General features: G+C 38.4%; 14 protein-coding genes. 1 reads left to right on the top strand and 13 read right to left on the bottom strand.

All coding sequences use genetic code 11. From position 1 onward, the window contains the following. Positions 1–2: 2 nt before the first annotated feature. The 11 genes from ACFQ19_RS14870 to ACFQ19_RS14820 all read right to left on the bottom strand — a co-directional run bounded on the left by ACFQ19_RS14870 (position 3) and on the right by ACFQ19_RS14820 (position 15,971). The gene (locus ACFQ19_RS14870; RefSeq protein WP_379593381.1) at positions 3–1,004 is read right to left on the bottom strand and encodes a response regulator; all 1,002 of its coding nucleotides are present in this window, start codon (positions 1,002–1,004) and stop codon (positions 3–5) included. Between the two features lie 678 nt (positions 1,005–1,682). Beyond that, the gene (locus tag ACFQ19_RS14865; RefSeq protein ID WP_379593379.1) at positions 1,683–4,754 is read right to left on the bottom strand and encodes an ATP-binding response regulator; all 3,072 of its coding nucleotides are present in this window, start codon (positions 4,752–4,754) and stop codon (positions 1,683–1,685) included. 474 nt (positions 4,755–5,228) lie between these two features. Beyond that, the gene (locus ACFQ19_RS14860) at positions 5,229–7,388 is read right to left on the bottom strand and encodes an ATP-dependent Clp protease ATP-binding subunit (protein ID WP_379593378.1); all 2,160 of its coding nucleotides are present in this window, start codon (positions 7,386–7,388) and stop codon (positions 5,229–5,231) included. Between the two features lie 332 nt (positions 7,389–7,720). Next, positions 7,721–8,503: a delta-lactam-biosynthetic de-N-acetylase gene (gene pdaA, locus ACFQ19_RS14855; protein WP_379593376.1), complete on the bottom strand. Its 783-nt coding sequence runs from the start codon at positions 8,501–8,503 to the stop codon at positions 7,721–7,723. 81 nt (positions 8,504–8,584) lie between these two features. Beyond that, entirely contained in the window at positions 8,585–9,892 is a 1,308-nt protein-coding gene (locus ACFQ19_RS14850) for a Na+/H+ antiporter family protein (RefSeq protein WP_379593374.1), read from the bottom strand. A 133-nt stretch (positions 9,893–10,025) separates the two neighbouring features. Continuing rightward, entirely contained in the window at positions 10,026–10,820 is a 795-nt protein-coding gene (locus tag ACFQ19_RS14845) for a YfkD family protein (RefSeq protein WP_379593372.1), read from the bottom strand. Positions 10,821–11,317: 497 nt separating this feature from the next. Beyond that, positions 11,318–12,133 (bottom strand): YihY/virulence factor BrkB family protein, encoded by an 816-nt coding sequence (locus tag ACFQ19_RS14840; protein WP_379593407.1) that lies wholly within the window; start codon positions 12,131–12,133, stop codon positions 11,318–11,320. A gap of 130 nt (positions 12,134–12,263) precedes the next feature. Then, complete coding sequence (locus ACFQ19_RS14835; protein WP_379593371.1) at positions 12,264–12,560, bottom strand: YtxH domain-containing protein; 297 nt, start codon at positions 12,558–12,560, stop codon at positions 12,264–12,266. After that, positions 12,553–13,044, bottom strand: coding sequence for a low molecular weight protein-tyrosine-phosphatase (locus tag ACFQ19_RS14830; protein ID WP_379593369.1), 492 nt, complete (start codon positions 13,042–13,044; stop codon positions 12,553–12,555). The genes ACFQ19_RS14835 and ACFQ19_RS14830 overlap by 8 nt, the downstream gene beginning before the upstream one ends. Positions 13,045–13,233: 189 nt before the next feature. Then, positions 13,234–14,229 carry a glutaminase gene (locus ACFQ19_RS14825; RefSeq protein WP_379593368.1) on the bottom strand — a complete coding sequence of 332 codons (996 nt, stop codon included), beginning with the start codon at positions 14,227–14,229 and terminating at the stop codon, positions 13,234–13,236. Positions 14,230–15,245: 1,016 nt separating this feature from the next. Continuing rightward, positions 15,246–15,971, bottom strand: a complete 726-nt coding sequence (locus tag ACFQ19_RS14820) for a CAP domain-containing protein (protein ID WP_379593366.1) — start codon at positions 15,969–15,971, stop codon at positions 15,246–15,248. A gap of 658 nt (positions 15,972–16,629) precedes the next feature. Between ACFQ19_RS14820 and mreBH the strand changes: the two genes are divergently transcribed. After that, complete coding sequence (gene mreBH / locus ACFQ19_RS14815) at positions 16,630–17,637, top strand: rod-share determining protein MreBH (RefSeq protein WP_379593365.1); 1,008 nt, start codon at positions 16,630–16,632, stop codon at positions 17,635–17,637. Between the two features lie 276 nt (positions 17,638–17,913). Here mreBH and ACFQ19_RS14810 read toward each other — a convergent pair whose 3' ends face one another. Both ACFQ19_RS14810 and ACFQ19_RS14805 read right to left on the bottom strand, forming a co-directional pair. After that, the gene (locus tag ACFQ19_RS14810; RefSeq protein ID WP_379593364.1) at positions 17,914–19,086 is read right to left on the bottom strand and encodes a saccharopine dehydrogenase family protein; all 1,173 of its coding nucleotides are present in this window, start codon (positions 19,084–19,086) and stop codon (positions 17,914–17,916) included. A gap of 51 nt (positions 19,087–19,137) precedes the next feature. After that, on the bottom strand, positions 19,138–20,595 hold the full coding sequence (locus ACFQ19_RS14805; protein WP_379593406.1) for an aldehyde dehydrogenase family protein: 1,458 nt from the start codon (positions 20,593–20,595) through the stop codon (positions 19,138–19,140). Positions 20,596–21,297: the final 702 nt, after the last annotated feature.

Raw genomic sequence — 21,297 nt, 5'->3', positions numbered from 1 at the left:
AATTAGTGAATCCAGTTTTTTTCTTTTACGATTTCTGCTACTTCCGAATCCAAGTCAGTTAAACTTTTTAATTTCGACATATTGTAGGATGATGTTTTCTCATAACGATGTATATGAGATGACAAACGGATGATAAGCTCAAGCCACACATCTTTCAGTATTTTCCGATCGTTAACAGCCCAAAGATAATCTAATCCAGCTAAGTACTCCTCTTGGTATGTTTCCAATACGGTGAAATACTGTTCTACATTAATATTTTTTCTTTTTAATAACTCGTATGCAGCAAGTTTAAATTCGCGTGATTGAATATGTACACTGCTATCTATATCAATTTGATAAAATTCTTTTTGACTGATGATTTTAATAGGAATATCTTTTTGCTCCATAACCTTTCTAATTTGGTATACAGCTGTATACAATTGAGCATTTGCTTTTTCCCACGATAAATTGCTCCACAACAATTCAATCAAATCGCTTTTTAAAATGGTATTTTCATGATTATGAATAAAATAGGCAAACAGTTCTTTTGCTTTGGACGTACGCCATTTCACATCTGTCCGCTTATTATTCTGATATATTTGTAAAGCTCCTAAATCCTTAATAACGATGTCTGTTTCCTCTGTTGCGGTGTGCTGATCCATCGTCTTTCTTTCCATTATCCGCTGTACTGTTAAAGCCAAACGCTCCTCTTTTACAGGCTTAAGGATATAATCTACTGCATTTAATTCAAAAGCTTTCACTGCGTATTCATCATAAGCTGTAATAAAGCCAATCTGTAAAGAAGGCTGCAGGTTTAGAAGCTGTTCCGCCAAATCCGTTCCTTTGATTGCCGGCATATGTATATCAATAAACACAGCATCTACATGTTCAGTCTGAACATGCTGAATCAAATCATTGGCCTCTATATATTTCCCGGTAACATGTACCCCTTCTATTTTACGCAACAATAAATCCAAATATTGTAAGGCTAAATGTTCATCGTCAATGATTGCTATATGAAGCATTGAATCTCCTCCTGATTATCTCTTGTCTGTGTTCCAAACTTTCATTATAATCCAAAGATACATGCTGCTAAATAACATCTATTCTCTTTTTTACTATACAATTTCTATACAATAAACAGATGATCACTTCATATTTCCAGTTGCTTCACACACATATTCCCTTATTTACTATGATGCGATCAAATTTTCTGTTTTTTTAATCATATCATACTATGTTTAAAATAACTGCTTGCCTATGAACTTTTTTATTAACATTTCGACTTTCGCGCTTTAAAAAGTAATTTCTTTACCACAGAAATAGAGGTTGATCGTTTCTTTTATACATCTGTTGACAAAGATTAGCAGGTAAGGTGCAAGGATACCGCTATGGCAGAAAGCGGAGTGGTTGCCGGAGCAGAAGCTATATACCATTTCCTGATCAAAAATAGAACGATGATTGAAACCAAAGCAAGCATGGTAATAGAAAGCCTTTTCATACTGGGATAGCAAGGAGTATATGCTTATTCTTAGATGCGTAAGTTGAATTAGTATTTAATGGAATATATTTTTTATTCCTGTTCCTTCTTTTTCAAAACCTGAAAAAACGCTAAGTAACCAATAAAACTTCATTCTACGGAGAAAAGATCATATCCCTGCAGAATGAAGTTTTATTGGTTGTTTTCTCATATAATCCATTTTTTAATCATCAGATGTATCGATTTCGAAAAAGATCTTTGTCCCCTGACTAGGCGCACTGTCGATGGTTAATCCTTTTCCATAATGCTGGTGCAATCTTTTTTCCAAGTTTATAATGCCGATACCTGATTCACTGTTCGATGCTCCTTTAAAAATAGCTGTGATCTCCTCTTCTTTCATACCTGCTCCATCGTCTTCTACCGTAATCGCTGCTTTGTGATCAGCTGTATCTCTTTTCAAACGGATGGTTATCATGCCTTTCCCTTTTCCTTGCCTAATACCGTGCTGTACAGCATTCTCCACTAATGGCTGTACAGAAAGGAACGGAACATATATATCATGTATCTCATCCATATCCCATTTCACCTGCAGCGCGTCTCCAAAACGAACTTGTTCAATATATAGATAGGAGTGAACGAGACGTAATTCTTCTTCTAAAGGAATCAACAAATTCATTTGCTGGAACTGAAATTTACTGCGTAATAAATTACCAAACTCATCTAAAAGCTTCCTCATTTTGTCCAGATCCCATTCGCTCAATGCTCTGATTGCATTTAACGTATTAAACAAGAAGTGTGGCTGTATTTGCGCTTGCAACCACAGCGTTTCCAATTGTAACTGCTGTTCAGCAACCTGCTTCAGCGTAATTAACGAATCCAGCCGAGTTTTCAGTTCTATCGATTCTACCGGTTTGGTTATATAATCATTGGCACCTGCTGCAAAAGCAGCTTGGATATCCGAATTTCCACCCGTCAACAGCAAGATAGGAAGTTCTGTCAGGGAATAACTTTCCCGAATCACTCTGGTCAGTTGGTATCCGGACATTTGGGGCATCATTATATCCGAAATAACGATATCCCATTCTCTCTTTTCCAATACTTTTAATGCCTGATCAGGACTGGATACAAGCGTCAGATGATACACATCATCCGGCAGAACTGCTTGTAAGGCCAATAAACTGGCGGGATCATCATCTACTGCTAAAACAGACGGTTTTTCATCATCTTTCAGAGGTAGCGGCGTTTCTATCTGTTCCGCTTCCCCATCTGCTTTGGCTGTTCGTATATGCTCTCCAAGATGAGGTACTGATTCTTCTTGGACAGATGCGAGTTCCAATGTAAAAGTAAAAGTTGTTTTCTCTCCTTTTACTGAATCAGCCTGGATGGTTCCGCCATGAAGTTCTACCAGCTGTTTTGTAATACTCAATCCCAAGCCAAAACCGCCTTCCCGTATTCTCTCTCCGGGCGTTTCTTCTTGTTCATAGGGAAGAAATAATCGCTTTTGCATCTCTTGACTGATACCGATACCTGTGTCAGTAACATGAATTTCCACTTTATCGTCTTTTACTGTTGCAGAGATAGTAATATTCCCTTGATCCGTAAATTTGATAGCATTTTTAATTAAATTAAATAAAATTTGTGTGAGTCGATTCTCATCTGCATATACAGCGGGAAATGTTTTGGAAATGCGATTGATAATTTGCACCTTCTTCACGTTAGATGAAAATTGCAGTAAGTCTATTACCCCTGTAACAATCGGTTCCAATTTGATAACCTGTTTATTGAGTCTTGGCTGCCCCTGTTGCAATTGCCGCTCTTCTAATAAATCCGTCAGCAGGAGGTTCATTCGGTTTCCTATATTCAAAACCGTGTTTAAATCATTCCTGCTTTGTTCCGTTATCGCTGTTTCTTCCCTGTTCCGTACAGCTTTAGAAAGTAATAAAATACTGTTCAGTGGATTACGGAATTCATGAGAGGTGTTTGCTAAAAATTGATCTTTTTCCTGATTCATCCGCTGTAATGTCGCAGCCAGTTCTTTCGTCTCCTCATGTACGCGAAAGTATCCTTTGAACCAAACCACCATAAAACATACGATGGCAACAATCAAATCGAATGGATAATGCGGCATATATTCTCCAGTCCCTCTCCATATCAATGCCCATATCACATGATGAATAGCAGCAGCACAGGATATGATTAAAAATAAATTCCTATTTGCTGATTGCTGATACGATCGTATCATCGCAAAAACACCGACACCAACAAGGCAACAACCTATGAAATAATAAACAGGCAACAATATAATCATTTGTGATAGTGATAGAGGTAAAAACATTATCGCTGCTGCTAATACAAATACACCCCATTGAAAATAAGGGAATATTTTATTCCAATAAGGAAGTTTTTGATGATTGGTGCATTGCAGAAAGACATAACATTCAATTAATACCAAAGCCGCAAATAACTGAAAACCTAATTCATTCCATGTATAAAAATAGGAAGGTAATAATTTATCTTTTCCACTAAGAAGAAACAAAAAGGCATAAATAAAGTTTAATAAAGAAAAAAAGAATAACTGTTTCTTTCTATTACCTATCAAATACAGGATGAATGCATATCCGGAATGAATAAGAAGAATGATGACCATCGCAATCTGCAAATACTTGGAAAATTGTACTTCATTAGTCAGAGCCTGTTCTGTTCCAAAACGAATGGAACGAATAATTCCGCTGTTAAAACTTCGAATATCTTTATAATTGGCAGCCTGAATCACAATATCAATAACGCCTTCTTCATTTGCTGTGAAAACGACACTTTGGGGAGAATTTTCAGCTATAAAGCCTTCTTCCCCATCAGCAACTTTCCCTGATGAGGACAGTTGTTTTCCATTGATATAGACTTCAGAAGCACTGCGAATACTCGGTATGTATAATTTATAATTCCTGTCTTGATCTGAATTAACATTGATTTGTAGATGGTAAGTTCCGTAACCAGTAGAAGAACCCAATATATTATTCCAGCCATCCGGCACTCTAACAGTTTCTTCAGACACTGATGCAATTTCTTTTTCATCCATTAAAAAAGTAGATGGATAGAAATCCCATTCCCCATCCAATAGCAAAGTTTCTTTTTCATCTGCATTCCAACCTCGTAAATCGAGCTCTCCCTCCTCAATATCCAATGAAGTACTGTTTTGAAAAACGTCCATCCAAATAAGTCGAAAAGCTGATAAACAGACGAAAACAAGCAGCAAAATCAGCCCCAGTTTCACGTAATTATTTTTCATTAATCTCATTTTTTATCATCTTTTCTAATAACAATTGGATATATATAATTTGAAATTAATATTTTACCCTTGCTGCTCGCTACGGAAAAACACTACGCTTTCCGTGGGCTTGTCCTCAGCCTCCTCAAAAAAAGAAGTTCGCTTTTTTCTGCGGGGTCTTCACACTGCGCATTCCCACAGGAGTTTCCGTGTTTTTCCTCCGCTAATTATTATGCTTAATCCTAAAATAAATAACTTCATTGTTTAAGCACAAAAGACAAGTTTATTAGTTCAATTTATATAGAGATTTATTACTAAATCTCCATATCCAATTATACACGCCAATTAAAAACAGTTATTCATTCGAATTCTGTACTTTTCCTATACAAAATTTTTACTTGCTTGACACAAAAAAAGATCAGCTAACCATTTATTGGTCAACTGATCTTTGTATGCTTACCTTTATTTTATTTGAAATGCCTTACGCAATGACTTTACTCTCCATTAAGATGCATTGGAAACAACAATGTCTTCTTCATTTACATCCACGTGAACTGCTGTAACGTCTTCGCCTTCAAGAATCAAGTCTGTTAGTTGATCCTCTACTTTATCTTGGATAACACGGCGCAATGGACGTGCACCGAAGCGAGTGTCATATCCCAATTTAACCAGACGTTCTTTTGCTTCATCGGTAATCGTGATCGTAATTTGGTTTTCTCTCATGGCTTCTTCTAAATCATGCAGCATCAGAGAAACGATTTGCATTAAATCATTTTCTTTCAGCTCATTGAAGTTCACAATCGCATCAAAACGGTTGAGGAATTCTGGTTTGAAATAGTCGCTCAGCATATCTAATGTGGCAACTGATTCATGATTGTCTGCATTAAAGCCGACACTTACTCTCTTCTCACCAGTTCCAGCGTTACTTGTCATAATGATGACTGTGTCTTTAAAGCTTACTTTTCTGCCGTGAGAGTCTGTTAAAAGACCGTCCTCCATAATTTGCAGGAACATATTTTGCACATCTGGATGTGCTTTTTCAATTTCGTCCAGTAACAGAATGGAGTAAGGATTTCTGCGGACACGTTCAGTCAGCTGTCCAGCTTCTTCGTGTCCTACATATCCTGGTGGTGAACCGATAATTTTGGACACCGCGTGTTTTTCCATATACTCACTCATATCGAGACGAATCAACGCATCTCTTGTGCCGAATAATTCTTCTGCCAGTACTTTGGTTAATTCTGTTTTACCGACGCCGGTAGGTCCGACAAACAGGAAGGAACCGATTGGACGTTCTTTTGCTTTCAATCCGGCACGGCTGCGGCGGATAGATTTAGCAACTTTATTTACTGCTTCTTCTTGTCCAATAACTTTGGCACGAAGATCATCAGCCAAGTTTTTCATTTTTTCTTTTTCATCTTTTTGCATTTTGGTTACTGGTATACCTGTTTTTTCTTCTACAATTAATTGAATATCAGAAATATCAATATCCAGTACCTTTTCGCCTTCTTCCGCTTTATCCAATTGTTTTTGCAATTGAATTTCTTGATAACGGAGATTAGCAGCACGTTCATAGTCTTCTTTTTCTGCAGCTTCTTGTTTTTGTTGAACAATTTCATCTATACGTTGCTGCAGTGATTCAGAGTCTTTCTGTGCATTCGCCAGATTTAAGCGGGAACCAACTTCGTCCATTAAGTCAATTGCTTTATCCGGAAGATAACGGTCTTGAATATAGCGGTTGGATAAGTTAACAAACGCCTCAACAACGTCATCCGAATAACGTACTTCATGGAATTTTTCATAACGGTTTTTAATTCCGTCAAGAATTTTCACCGTATCTTCTAAGGTTGGTTCTTTTACGATAATTGGCTGCAGACGTCTTTCTAATGCCGCGTCTTTTTCAATTTGACGATATTCTTTTAAGGTGGTTGCACCGATAACTTGCAAGTCACCACGTGCCAGTGCCGGTTTCAAGATATTGCCAGCGTCCATTTGAGAACTTTCAGCTGTACCAGCACCGACAAGGAGATGTACTTCGTCAATAAACACGATGACATCTTTTCGTTCTTGCAGTTCGGCAATCAGTTTATTCATTCTTTCTTCAAATTGACCGCGAACGCCTGTGTTTGCAACCAGAGAGGATACATCCAGCAGATAGATCTCTTTGTCCAGCAATTTCGTCGGAACATTTCCTTCGATAATATTTGCTGCCAGACCTTCTGCAATTGCTGTTTTACCAACACCTGGTTCACCGATTAATACCGGGTTGTTTTTATTTCTTCTATTTAATGTTTCAATAACGCGTTTAATTTCTTTATCTCTGCCAATGACAGGATCAATCTTTCCTGCTCGTGCTTGATCAGTAATGTTTTTAGCTAACTGATCAATCAAGCCATTTCCATTATTTGATTTTTGTTGTGTTCTAGTGCGTGCATTTGCACCACTTTGCTGTCCATTACCATTGCCATTGCCTTGGAAAAAGTTGTTGGCAAATGATTGATCCATATTGCCAAATGGAGAATTAGAGAAAAAGTCATTGTTCATCATATTTCCTTGTATTTCTTGTAAACATTCTTGGCAAAGATGCACTTCCATACGTTGTCCATTCATTTGCATTTGTGCATTTATCGTTGCCTCATTTTGTCCACAGTTTTGACACTTCATTTCTCATTCCTCCTTCAAGTTAGTCAGATAGCTTCGTATAGCGTTTTTTGACTTTGACTATCTTTGACTATAATTTCATTATACTCTGACCTTCTTTGACTTTCAAGTGTTTTAGTCAAATTTCTTATGATTTTTTTTGACCTTTTTGTTTTTCAGAAGCAAAACCTTATTCTATCAGGGTTTTATAGTCTTTTCTTTCATCTGAAAATCGGAAAACTTCTGCTATAAATAAGATTTTGTTGAAGTATATCAAAAAAATTATCAGTAAAAAAGAAAAAGAGCTTATCGGAATTATTTTTCTCCGATTTGCCCTTTGAGTTATTATTATTTATTTAATGAGGAAACTGCTTTGGCAATTGCTCGCGCATCCATAAATCATCGAGGCTTTTAAATTGATACCCATCTTGTTTCAGATCTTGGATGACTTTTTCCAAAGCTGTTGCATTATCACTGGAGACTGCATGCAGTAACATAACGGCTCCGGGATGTATTTGTTTCATAATCTCATCGTAAGCATAATCTGCCCCTTTTTGTGCGTCTGTTTCCCAATCAATAAAAGCCAGCGACCAGAATACATGCACAAGTCCGAGTTCTGTAGACCATTTTAATGTATCTGAACTAAATGTTCCTCGGGGCGGTCTGACGTAGATTAATTCATCCTGATCACTCACCTCTGCTACAGCTTGTTCTAAATCCGCTAATTCTTGATGAATTGCTTCTTTATTCATCACAGTAAAGTCAGGGTGATGGTAAGAATGGTTGCCGATAATATGTCCGTCATCCACCATTCTTTTGATCAAATCTGGTGAACTGTCCACATAATGCCCTGTTACAAAAAAAGCAGCAGGCACCTCCTCTTGCGCGAGTACATCCAATATCTCTTGTGTATAGCCCTGCTCATAGCCATTATCAAAGGTGAGATAAATATTTTTTTCGCCGCTGTCATCAACATAGAATGCATTGTATTGATCCAAAATTTCTTGATACGCACCTATATCCGGTGGCGTATGGTTATTTTTTTTCTGATAGCCCCAGCCATGTGCAAAAGCTGTATTCCATGAAAAAATGCAAAAGAAAAAGGCAAGTGATAACAGGATAGTGATTGGTCGTTTCATGCAAATCCCACCTCGTTTTTTCTTACCTTTTCCTTATACTGCGAACATTATACACTTTTCATCTCATTTTCAATTGTCTTCTTACAGCACCATTGCTGCAATCCAGCCGAAAATAAACAATGGGATATTAAAATGAAGAAACGTCGGCACGCATGTATCCCAGATATGGTTATGCCGTCCATCTGTATTAAGCCCGGCTGTTGGTCCAAGGGTGCTGTCAGATGCCGGAGATCCTGCATCTCCTAAAGCACCAGCAGTCCCAACTAAAGCGGCTGTTGCCAGCGGTGAAAAGCCGGCAGTCAGGCAAATCGGTACAAATAAAGCTGCAATAATCGGGATTGTTCCAAATGATGTTCCAATTCCAATTGTTATAACTAGACCTAATAACAACAGAACAAAAGCAATCAACGGCTTATTGTCTCCTAAGACAGATGCAGAAGCTTCTACTAATTCTGCTACTGCACCAGTTTGTTGTAACACTTCAGCAAATCCGGCAGCAACTAAAATGACGAAAGATATTGTTCCCATCATTGAAATCCCTCTTGTCATTATCTGATCCAGTTCTCTGTATGGAACAGCTACAAACACAAACAGCGCAATAATTCCTGTTAATGCACCTAAAATCAGATTGCCGGTAATAATTTGTACAATCAGTGCTAACACAATCGCAACAAGTGTCCAAGCATGTTTCTTGCTGAACGAGACTTCTTCTATTAAATCAACAGCATTGGCTTCCGTATCCTTCTCTTTATTTTCCGGAAGCTTGTCTTTTCTATAAGAAACCAATATCGCAACGAGTAATCCAAAGATCATACCAGAACCGGGAATCAGCATTGATAATGTTACTTGATTCAGGGTTATTTCTGCGCCATTCGTTCTCAAACCTTCCAAAATCAAATCTTGGAACAACAATCCAAATCCTGCAGGAATCATAACATATGGCGCCTTTAGTCCAAATGCTAAGGATACAGCCACGGCACGGCGATCCATTCTCATTTGATCAAATAACTTTAATAAAGGCGGAATTAAAATTGGAATAAATGCAATGTGCACCGGCACCAGATTTTGCGATAAAGATGCAACCCCGGCTAGAGCTAACAGCATCATGGTCTTTTTACCAGTCAAAATACGAATGATAAAATTCACCAATATTTTGGTGATTCCTGTATAGCTGATTGCAGCTGCAAAAGCTCCTAATAAAATATAGCTGAGCGCTGTATTAGCAGACTCTCCCATTCCGCTTACCATCAATTCCACAGAATCAACAAATCCAAGTCCACTCATCAACCCTGCCGCAATGGCGGATATAATAATAGATAAAATAACATTAACCTTTAATAAACACAGTACAGTCATAAGTAAGACTGCCACAATAACAACCCAACCCATTTCTCTTCCTCCAATAGTCATTTCTAAATCTCTTTAATACTTTATCATAATAAAGCAATAAAGAGTAAATTGCAAGAGGTTTTTTACATAAGGAAGGGATTGTCTATGCGACAACCCCTTTTTAGACATATTTTTAGTTGACTTTAAAAGAGAATGATAAATGATCCTGTACAGGTATCCAAGCTCCGATTCCTTGTTTGGTTACATTTTTAACCTGAATCGTTTTTTTAGAACCTTTTAATTCAATATATACCTCTCCAAAAGTGACTTGCCCTTTTTCATTGACTGCAGGGGCATAAGCGTCCAAAATTCCATGTTTCTGTACTGGAATATTGTACGAATTAGGTAATTTGGTATTGTGGCCGATGACCGTTTTGTATGAAAGCGGCAGTTTGGTATTTTCACTTGCTTTTAACAACATCATGGTTTTGATTTGTTCCGGATCACTAATTTTACTGGTTAATGCACCTTGTATTTCTTTTTCTTCCTGTTGATAATAACTCATCTTCTGTACATCTTCTCCATCGACATTATTCATTTCATTTTTATTAATCAACTGATATTCCCAATTTACATTTGACTCTGCGGATTGATAATTGATCGGCCATCTTCCTAAATAGACCATACCTCGATAACCGATAGCTACAGGGGAAGGTTTAATACTGCTTTCATTCAAAACTTTAATTAATTCCGGATTTTCAATTGGCATATCCACTTCTTCCATCAGTTCCTTTGTTAACTTGCTCGGCTCAATAATTTCCTGGTCTTCTGTTGAATTCGGAAATGTGTTTTCTTTCGAGATATCTAAAACATGGCTGGGTATATCCGATTCTTTTTTTGTTTCTTCTGCAAAACTGCTCCCGGGCATCCATAAGCCTATTAAACATAAGAGAAGTGTATAAAAATAAACACGATGGCATGTTTTCATTACGGTACCTTCCTTTCTTTTTGTTTTATTTTTTCAGAAAGGAAGAAAACTATACACCTGAAGCCATGAGACTTTTTGGAAATTGAATATAAATAAGAAAAGCGCAGAGCGCCCGTTTAAAAACGTAGAGATTGCGCCCCCCGGTCTTTGGGGGGGTGGTTCGACCTTGGTCGAACTTCCTTTATGCTTGAGATAAAGGAAACATGCCCCTTTAGGGGTATGCCGACGTTAGGCTTTAGCCTGGTATTAGTCGGCCTTCCTTCACCTTAAACCGATGTTGACTTTCACCCGCGGGGCATAAGTGCGACTTTTGCTCTGTCTGCGCCTATCGGCTTGCCAATCGCTAAGTCTTCTTTATCGTAGGGCACTCGCGTGTTGGCTCCTAGTTTTTGGCGCTCGGAGCTGGACAGCTATATCTCTAGTTTGAGAATTTATTTTCGAAAAAAGTTAAACTTCTTATCCATAAATAAAACGGAGAAATACATCTCCGTTTTATTTTAATCGTTCCTTTTATCCAGCAGGGCAGCATTTAAGATACCGCCTGTAATAATAATAATTCCAAACAAATAGAACCAGATCAGCAATACAATAATGGTTCCTAAACTGCCGTATGTTGCAGAAAAATTCCCCAAATTATTAACATAAAAGGAAAATCCCCAAGAAACCAGCTGCCAGGCAAGTGTTGCCAAAGCCGTTCCCCATATAACTTGAGAAAACCTCAATCGCACATTAGGCGCAAGCTTATACAAAAAAAGTAATACAATAAAGAAAATAAGGGATGACAATACCCACCTTAAAGTTCCCCATACAGACAAAAATGACTCTGTGAAACCAATCCAGGAAAACAGATACGTCCCAATCATCCTCCCGAAAACCGGCAGCAATAAAGCTAAAATAATAATTAGTACCATGCCTATTGTAAGTACCATCGCCACCAGCCGAGCTACGATAAAAGATCGGTCTGTCTGTATCCCGTAAGCATAATTAAATGCTTTGGTAATCGCATTAACGCCATTTGAAGCTGCCCACAAAGTTCCAATAATACCAATGGAAAGCAGCCCGCCGTTTTGAACAGTCAACGCGTCCAGGTTCGTCGAAATCAGTCCCATCACCTGTTCAGGAGCAAAATCCCCAATTGTCCCTAAAATTAACTCCATATCAATCGGCAAATAAGGAATCAAATTAAGTAAGAAGATCAAAAAGGGAAACAAAGACAGAATAAAGAAATAAGCAAGCTGCGCCGACAATCCGAGCACATCTACGTCTTTATAATGTCTCCAAAAATCTTTGCTTGTACTCCTTAGATTTCGAATACTTTTCCACCTCCCCTTCCCACTTTTAAAATGGCTTGTTCAAAAAGGGGAAGGCGGATACTGATAAAGACAGCTATTCTCTTATTTCACTATTACCCTTCCAACAGTCCTTCTATTTGAACACCCTGTACTACTCTATTTCGCCATTTGAAAATTTATTCGTTACTTTATCCAATGTCTGCTCTACTTGCTCTAAAGCATTCATTGCATTCGCAGACCCGCTTTCAAAAACTTGGTTTACTTTATTTACTGAACCTTGTAAACCTTGAACCGCTTCAGAAGGATTACTGATATAATAAGATGAAGCGGCTTTCATCTCTTTCGCTTTTCCGCAAGCATAACTGCGAGCTTCTTTATCCAATAATGAGATAGCTCCTCCTGCTACTGCTCCGGCAACAACACCTAAAATAATTTTACGTTTACCCATTAGTATCTCTCCTTTGATCTAAATAATGCTTTTCTTTTAAAAATTGAAGCAACCCGTGACAGCCTTCCAAAACTAATCGATATGTCTGATTGAAATCACCTGTGTAGTAAGGATCAGGGATATCTTCCTCTTCTATGTTTTCCACAAATTCCATTAATTTCACAATGACTGCCTCGTCATGATTGTTGGACCGTTGGAGCGCAGTAAAATTATGCTGATCCATCGCAACCATGTAATCGAATTGCTTATAATCTTCTTCTTTCAACAACCTGGATATTATTCCGTCAAAAGAAATCCCCTGCTCATGGAGGATGTCCTTCGTTCCGGAATGAGGGGATTCTCCAAGATGCCAGCTGCCCGTTCCGCAAGAATCAACCTGAATCTTATCTTCCAGCTGTTCACGCTGTACAAGATCTCTGAAAATCGCTTCTGCCATCGGAGAACGGCAAATATTACCTAAACAAACAAATAATACACGCACCACTCACTATACACCCCGTTATTTAATTTCGTCCGCTTTGAAGAAGCGCTTTTCTCCACATCCTCAAACAATCTTGCAATCGATTTTAAGGATGTACTACATTATCTCCATTATAAGCAACTTATCTTGATAAGCAAAGGCTTAATTGTAGAAAATTGTGATTCTGCTTCATTTTTTATCGAAAATGCAAAGCTAAAATAAACTCATATCCCAGCTGTTCGCAATATGACGTAATAATTTAATTCCTGAAACACTGTTTCCCTGCTTATCCAAAGCTGGTCCAAATACACCAATACCACAACCATCTAAAAATGGCAAATCATTGTCCCGTACTCTTGGAGGTACTACTGCTAAAATACCGCCTGAAACACCGCTTTTCGCCGGTATTCCAACGTAGGACGCAAATTTTCCGGAAGCGTCATACATCCCGCATGTTAACATTAATGATTTCGCAATGCGTGCCACATTTTTAGGAATAATGACTTCTTCCGTTTCCGGATGCACTCCATCATTAGAAAGAATCAACCCCATACGAGCTAGATCGTCCGTAGTGATATTAATGGAACATTGTTTAAAATACGTTTCCAATGTCACACCTAAATCCGACTCCAAATATCCTTCTTCTAATAGATAATAACCGATAGCACGATTGCGCATGGAAGTATCCCGTTCTGACACATATACATCGATATCTAATTCAGGACGGTAACCAATCATATTTTCCATTAATTGAAATAGCGGCTCTAGCTTCTCATCCGATGTATTACCGTTTAATAAAGAAGATACTGTAATGGCTCCTGCATTCACCATTGGGTTAAATGGTCTGTTTGAAGAATTAATTGCTAAATGGACAATAGAATTAAATGCCTCTCCTGTAGGCTCCACATCCACCCGCTGCAGCACGTAGGTTATTCCTCTGTCCATACACGCCACAATAAAACTAAGCACTTTCGATATACTTTGAATGGAAAAAGAGTGATCTAAATCGCCTGATCGGATTTGCATACCATCTTTTCCGATAATCGTAATACCCAGCGTATTCGGATCCGCTTCCTCTAATTTTGGTATATAATCCGCGACCTTGCCTGTATCAGTCTGTTTTCTAAAAAAATCCACCCAGCCATCTACATATTCCTGTAACCACTCTTTATTTTTTTCTGTATTTAAATTGACAAATCCTTGTACCATATCGTCACCTCTTTTAATTGAAATAGCTTTTATTCAGACAGGCATCTTTCCTTGCAAACAATTATCACCGTGATTCCTTTTTTATAAGGAAGAGAGCGTTCGTATGCAATGATGAAATCTTCTTATATGAACTATACCCCATAAAGTAAAGATTTAGCCGTCCATTTTTATCTTAACTGCGTTTGTTCTCCTAATCAAAACAAACGAAATGATTGACATTATTCTTTATTACTTAATTTGTGCACTTTAAAAAGTAACTTCCTTACCAGGAACATAGGTGAAGTTTAAGGCGGCCGCTGCGGCGGACCGTTTTGCTTTCCTAGGGGCACGCTCTTCAGCTAACTTTTGCCAAGAAGATCGCTTGGCAAAAGGGCATCTTCAGAGGGTGCTGATCCCTCAGGAGTCAAAACGGTCCGCCTCCGCTAGTGGGATGTTCTCTATATGAAATAGCTGAACAAATAAAAGTAGATTAGACAGAACACATTTTTCGTGGTGCATGGTAAAAATGTTCAGCAATCATTCCTTTCTATGCATGAAAGCTATGCTTGATATGAACGATCCATGTTGTTAAGCAACTGAAGCACCAGAATAATTGTTTATTTAGGTTACAAGCGATTATTTTATTTAAATACATTAAGATGTTAGTTCTTCCATCCGCTGTAAAACTAAGTGGTTTGCAGGCTAAAACCGTGACTCCTGGGGGTTGGGACTGCGGTTACGCCCCATCGAAGAGCTTTTGCGCTTACTCACCCCATCAAAACCGTTGTACGTCGGAAAGCGGAGGGCTTGACCGGAGCGGAAGCTATACACCATATCCTGTTCAAAAAATAAAAGGATAATTTAACTCAAAGCAAGCAGGATAATAGAGATCATGTTCATTCTGGAACAGCAACGTTTATATGCTTATTCTTAGGTGCGAAACTTGAGTTTATTAAAAAAACCTTTCCGAATGAATGGTGTTTGACACCATCCAAACGGAAAGGTTTTATTTACAAGATGGAATGAAAAGACGCTGCTTATTTTCCAATAAACATTTGTGTCCAGTAGTTACCATCTTCTACATGACCAATGCCAATGTGTGTGAAATCACCATTCATGATGTTTTCACGGTGACCTTCACTGTTCATCCAAGCATCTACTACTTCTTCTGGAGATTGCTGTCCTTGCGCAATGTTTTCACCGGCAGTGTTGTAATCAATATCAAAGCTTTGCATCATATCAAATGGAGAGCCGTAACTTGGGCTATTATGATCAAAGTAATTGTTTTCTTGCATATCTTTTGATTTTTCGCTAGCTACTCCACTTAACTCTGTATCGATTTCCAATGGTTCCAGACCTTGTTTTTCTCTTTCTTCGTTAGTTAAATCAACTACTTCTTGCTCAAATTGACTTACTTCACCATCTGTCTGGTTATCTTCTGTATTTTGCTGAGCTTCTTCCTGATTACCAGAGTCTTGTTGATTTGCTTCTTCCGAAGGCTGGTTTTCTGCCGGCGCCTCAGCTTCTGCTTCTTGATCTGGAGCTGCTTCTCCATTTATTGTCTCCACGCAATTAAAATCACCATTATTTAATTGCTCTGTATCTATATTGTTCCAGCCTTGTCCATTCTCAGAATAATAGACTTGGTCGGAACTTTGAGGAGAGGCTCCAGAATTTGCAGATGCTTCAACATTTGAAGCGAACGCTCCTCCAATTAATACGGTTGCTGACAATGCAGTAGCAATGCCTACTTTCTTAAACATGCACATACACTCCTTTTTTGTTGTTTTGTTTTGTGCAAAAAAATCATAACACGGGTTTGGCTGTAATATTTGAAATATTGAAGGCAAGGTTTACCAAGGACTTTTTTCGCTTTTTATTTTTTACTTTTAAACTTGTAAAACCCTGTCAAATCTACTATTCTAAAATGCGTATAATTCTCCTCTATTGGAAATTAATCAATCGACAGGAAATCATTTCTATAAAACGAATATTGACAAGTTTCTACAGGAGGACTAATGTTACATCATAAGCAAAATTGTAACGGAAATGTTACTTGATTTCATTTCACATTTATTTTATTTTATAAACTAGTTCTGTCTATTATATCTATATAATTTAGGGAGTTCATCACCCCCAAAAAAGCAATTATTTGATAGAATAGTATTTAAAGACTGAAATAATTATGTTACACAAACAAAAGAACAAAGAATAGAATGCAATCAATCAAATGATATATGAATCGTAAATTACCGGCTTACACCAAAATACCAAGAAGAATATTTAAGAAGAGAATCAAAATGAATATTCATTTTCATTTTGATCAGGCTTGTTAAGTGTTCTTTTATATAGAAAAGTGTCGCATTTTGTCTTTTCTGTATGTAATGAAAATAAAATGTTATTTAATGGAGGATTTTATATATGTTTTCAAGCGCTGAAATTGGAATTGACTTAGGAACCGCAAATATCTTAGTTTACTCAAAAACAAAAGGAATTGTTTTAAATGAACCTTGTGTCGTCGCTATCGACACAGATACAAAGCAGGTAATGGCTGTCGGAACAGAAGCAAAAGAAATGGTTGGGAAGACACCAAAGAACATTATTCCAATCCGCCCTTTAAAAGACGGCGTTATCGCTGATTACGACGTGACAGCTCAATTACTGAAAGAATTACTTAAAAAAGTAAGCAAAACATTAGGTATGTCCATGCGTAAACCGAATGTTATCGTATGTACACCATCAGGCAGCACAAGTGTAGAAAGAAGAGCTATCCATAATGCGGTTTCCAGTTACGGAGCAAAACAAGTCCATCTTATTGAAGAGCCAGTTGCTGCAGCAATCGGAGCAGATCTTCCAGTTGATGAACCTTATGCCAACGTTATTGTAGATATTGGCGGCGGAACATCCGAAGTAGGGATTATTTCTTTCGGCGGAATCGTCTCTTGTAATTCCGTTCGCACTGCAGGAGATAAAATGGATGAAGAAATTATTCAGCATATCCGTAAACAATACAATATTTTAATCGGTGAGCGCACTGCCGAAAACATTAAAATGGAAATTGGTCACGCACACCCGAATCATCAAGAAGAAACAATGGAAATCCGCGGCCGTGATATGGTTACCGGGCTTCCAAAAACAATCGAAGTAACTTCTACAGAGATTTATTCTTCTTTGAAAGAGTCCTTGGATCAAATCTTAGAAACAATCCGCGCAACATTAGAAGAATGCCCTCCGGAATTAAGCGGTGATATTGTAGATAACGGAATTGTTCTGACTGGCGGCGGCTCCCAATTAAACGGGATGAAAGATTGGCTTGCAGAGGAGCTCAGCGTCCCTGTTCACATTGCTCCTAATCCGTTAGAATCGGTAGCAATCGGAACCGGCCGTGCATTAAAAATGATTCATAAATTGCAAAAAGCAGCAAAATAAATGTTTTTTTGTGTGAGAAAATATACTTTTAATAAGGAATTTGCTGGCATTTTATTTATTTTTAGTTAAATATATAACGCATATGAAATATACATTTTTTTAAGTTGTTTTGAAAAACTGGTAAGAAAGAAATCAAGCTCTGAGCTCACTTGATTTCTTTCTCTACTCCTTTTTCTAGAAATTACCATTTTAAAAATAACGCGTATGTGCTTCCAATTTTTAAAAACAGGAATATGGGAGCTTATTTGTCGTGTGCTGAAATTTCTTTTCTATTGATTAAGATACGGTTGAATGGCTTTCCATGGAGATTTTTTCTTTAATCATTACTCCCCTTTTTGCCATTTCTCTAATATAAGCTTCTCCCGGGATAATTTTTTCTGGCGGATAGACACCGTTTTTCGTAATTTCTCCGCCTGCTATCATTAGGGCAGCTATAGAAATGGTGTTCGCTGTAGCCCGTGCCATCGCTGTAATTCCTGTCTGCTCCTCTTTATAAGTCACCATTTCATAGGTGAATGTCGTGTTCACCTGTTTGTTGCGGCCTTTTATCACAGCCCGTAATAACACGGCATCTTTTTTGTCATTTAGCGCAACAATGGGGTCAAGTACCTTCAACAATACTTTCCGGGGGCTGACTTTGACGCCATCCACCACTACATCATAATGATTCTTTGTCAGATTCAGATCTACTAATAACTTCACTTTTTCAGCATGTCCCGGATATCGTATGGTTTTATACTCCAGCGTTTCCAAATATGGAAAAGACTTTATTAAGGTTGATGTTCCCCCTGATGTATGAAAAGCTTCTAATTGTCCAAAATGATCAAATTCAATCGGCTCTATTTCAGATAAAGATGGAACGGTAATTAATGTACGATGACGGATAATCTCGGATGGATCGGTATAATGGTCCAGTACACCCTCCATGGAAAACACATGATTATATTGCAAGGGAGGTTCGGGGTGAACAGGAATACCGCCTACATATAATTGGATGGACGCGGCTTCTTCCAATTTACTCACACCATAGCCGGATAATATATTTATCATCCCCGGCGCTACACCTAAATCAGGGATAATGGTTACTCCTGCAGCTCTTGCTTCTCCCTCCAACTCCAGCACTTTATCTGTAATATGATCAATATGACCGCCTAGATCAACAACGGAAGTTCCTACTTTGATACCGGTTTTAGCAACAACTTCATTAAACGTATAAAAGAGCGCATTCACGACAACATCAAAACGGCGCATAAAATCAGCAAGTTCCTTTTCATTCTGCGCATCTACCTGATACGCTGTCATGAACGGAGACTGTAATTGATAACAAATATCCTGGGCGCGTTGCAAGTTAATATCTGCAAGACCTATTTCTTTGACGTCTGCGCTATTGGCCAAATCTCTTGCAACTTCTTTTCCCATGAGCCCGGTTCCTAACACACCTATTTTCATGATTATTCCCCCTTTTCCCTTCCTTCTTTTAAAGGAATTTTCATAGATAGTCTATGCATCTGTATCAATTTGGGCACGCTGCAGCTTGCCGCTATAATCTACATAAACCGCTTTCCATTCTGTGAACACATCCAATGCCTGCACGCCGGAATCACGATGTCCGTTTCCGGTACCTTTGGTGCCTCCAAAAGGCAAATGAATTTCTGCTCCGGTAGTTCCGGCATTCACATAAACGATTCCTGTATCCAGGTCACGCTGTGCCTGAAACACACGATTCACATTCTGCGTAAAAATAGAACTGGATAAGCCATACTTTACTTTATTATTTACAACAATCGCCTCCTCCAAATCTTTTACCTCGATAAGCGAAACAACCGGCCCGAAAATTTCCTCTTGGGCAATTCGCATATCAATTGTTACATCCGTAAATAATGTCGGCTCAAAATAAAAGCCCTTTTCATAATTCTCTATGGTGAGCTGTTTACCGCCCGCCGCTAATTTTGCTCCTTCTTCTTTTCCGATTTCCATATATTTTAAAATTTTATCTAAACCAGCTTGATTAATAATTGGTCCAACTTTATTCTTGGCGTCTAACCCGTCTCCTATCGTCAGGGTTTTCATCTCCGCTAATAAGCGCTTCTCCAATAGCTCCCGTACGTCTTTATGGACAATAACACGACTGCAGGCTGTACAGCGCTGGCCGCTTGTTCCAAATGCACTCCACAGGATACCTTCCACCGCCAAATCGATATCTGCATCTTCCATAACGATAACAGCATTTTTTCCGCCCATTTCCAGAGAAACCTTTTTCAATTGTTTACCGCATTCTGTCGCTACTTTTCTTCCCGTTTCATTGGATCCAGTGAATGAGATAACACGAATAGATTCATGCTCAATCATTGCCTGCCCGACTGCAGAACCTGAACCATAGACAACGTTTAGCACCCCTTTGGGCAAGCCGGCTTCGTTAAAAATTTTCGCCAATTCGTTTGCCATCAGCGGTGTTTCAGACGAAGGTTTCCAAATAACAGCATTTCCCGCAACAATAGCAGGAAAGGACTTCCATGTAGCAATAGCAATCGGGAAATTCCATGGTGTAATGATTCCAACTACACCGACCGGACATCTTTCGCTCATTGCAAATTTATCCTTTAATTCAGACGGTGTCGTCTGTCCGAATAGACGTCTCCCCTCGCCTGCCATATAAAACGCCATATCAATGCCTTCCTGGACTTCTCCCCGCGCTTCCTCAATCACCTTCCCATTCTCTAAAGTTAACAGCTGTGAGAGCCTTTCTTTACGTTCTTTCATAATCATACCGACTTGGAGCAGCAGTTCTGCACGCTGAGGCGCCGGTATAAGCGCCCACTCTTTCTGCGCAGCATATGCACATGCTGCAGCCTGATCAATCACCGCCGCACCTGAATCCGGAACTTCTGCTATCACTTCGCCATTAGCAGGATTATAAACATTTTCCTTCCCCGCTGTCGCTACCCAGGCACCATCCATAAAATTTTGTACATTCTTCTCTTCACTTGAAAGCGTTATCATTTTTATTCCTCCTCAGGATTCAAAATAATTGCTTTTCTCTGCCAAGCCAATGAATTTCTGCTCTTTCTCATTCTAGTATAATGGAAATCCAAATATGTTTACAACATTTTTGGAGTAATATTCAGAAAATGGAAACAATATTGGTGAAGAAGTAATACTTTTTAAACAAGAAAATAGGAAATACCACTGAAGGAAATAAGCTTTTATGATATACTGGACACTGATTTTTAAAATATATAAGTTGAAATACAAATTTTTTTCCTTCTGGCATTCGCTCCGGAAAAACACTACGCTGATTATAGTGTTTAACTACATAATTAATGATTGATTATGTTAAATCTCCATTTTCGCACTTTAAAAGTAACTCTCTTGCCATAGAGGCAGGAGTTGATCGTTTCTTCCATACATCTGTTAAGATTGGAAGGTAAAGTGTAAGGCTACCGTTGCGCCGTGCCCATGGAAAGCGGAGGGCTTGGCCGGAGCGGAAGCTATACAGCCTATCCTGTTCAAAAAATAAAAGGATGATTTAACTCAAAGCAAGCATGATAATGGAGTTCATCCTCACCCTGGAACAGTAACGTTTATATGGTTATGCTTAGGTGCGAAACTTGAGTTAGATTAAAAAGGTAATTTAATAATTCAACTTATATAAGTTCAAAA

The organism is Oceanobacillus locisalsi, assembly GCF_042675985.1.
Taxonomy (GTDB): Bacteria; Bacillota; Bacilli; order Bacillales; family Amphibacillaceae; genus Oceanobacillus; species Oceanobacillus locisalsi.
This window is presented reverse-complemented; position numbering and strand designations above follow the sequence as displayed.

Excerpts from the sequence above, each read along its gene's own strand:
- pdaA (WP_379593376.1), bottom strand. The coding sequence starts at position 8,503 with ATGAAACGACCAATCACTATCCTGTTATCACTTGCCTTTTTCTTTTGC.
- ACFQ19_RS14835 (WP_379593371.1), bottom strand. The coding sequence starts at position 12,560 with ATGGGTAAACGTAAAATTATTTTAGGTGTTGTTGCCGGAGCAGTAGCA.
- ACFQ19_RS14865 (WP_379593379.1), bottom strand. The coding sequence starts at position 4,754 with ATGAGATTAATGAAAAATAATTACGTGAAACTGGGGCTGATTTTGCTG.
- ACFQ19_RS14810 (WP_379593364.1), bottom strand. The coding sequence starts at position 19,086 with ATGAAAATAGGTGTGTTAGGAACCGGGCTCATGGGAAAAGAAGTTGCA.
- ACFQ19_RS14820 (WP_379593366.1), bottom strand. The coding sequence starts at position 15,971 with ATGTTTAAGAAAGTAGGCATTGCTACTGCATTGTCAGCAACCGTATTA.
- ACFQ19_RS14805 (WP_379593406.1), bottom strand. The coding sequence starts at position 20,595 with ATGGATGGTGCCTGGGTAGCGACAGCGGGGAAGGAAAATGTTTATAAT.
- ACFQ19_RS14860 (WP_379593378.1), bottom strand. The coding sequence starts at position 7,388 with ATGAAGTGTCAAAACTGTGGACAAAATGAGGCAACGATAAATGCACAA.
- ACFQ19_RS14870 (WP_379593381.1), bottom strand. The coding sequence starts at position 1,004 with ATGCTTCATATAGCAATCATTGACGATGAACATTTAGCCTTACAATAT.
- ACFQ19_RS14845 (WP_379593372.1), bottom strand. The coding sequence starts at position 10,820 with ATGAAAACATGCCATCGTGTTTATTTTTATACACTTCTCTTATGTTTA.
- mreBH (WP_379593365.1), top strand. The coding sequence starts at position 16,630 with ATGTTTTCAAGCGCTGAAATTGGAATTGACTTAGGAACCGCAAATATC.
- ACFQ19_RS14850 (WP_379593374.1), bottom strand. The coding sequence starts at position 9,892 with ATGGGTTGGGTTGTTATTGTGGCAGTCTTACTTATGACTGTACTGTGT.
- ACFQ19_RS14825 (WP_379593368.1), bottom strand. The coding sequence starts at position 14,229 with ATGGTACAAGGATTTGTCAATTTAAATACAGAAAAAAATAAAGAGTGG.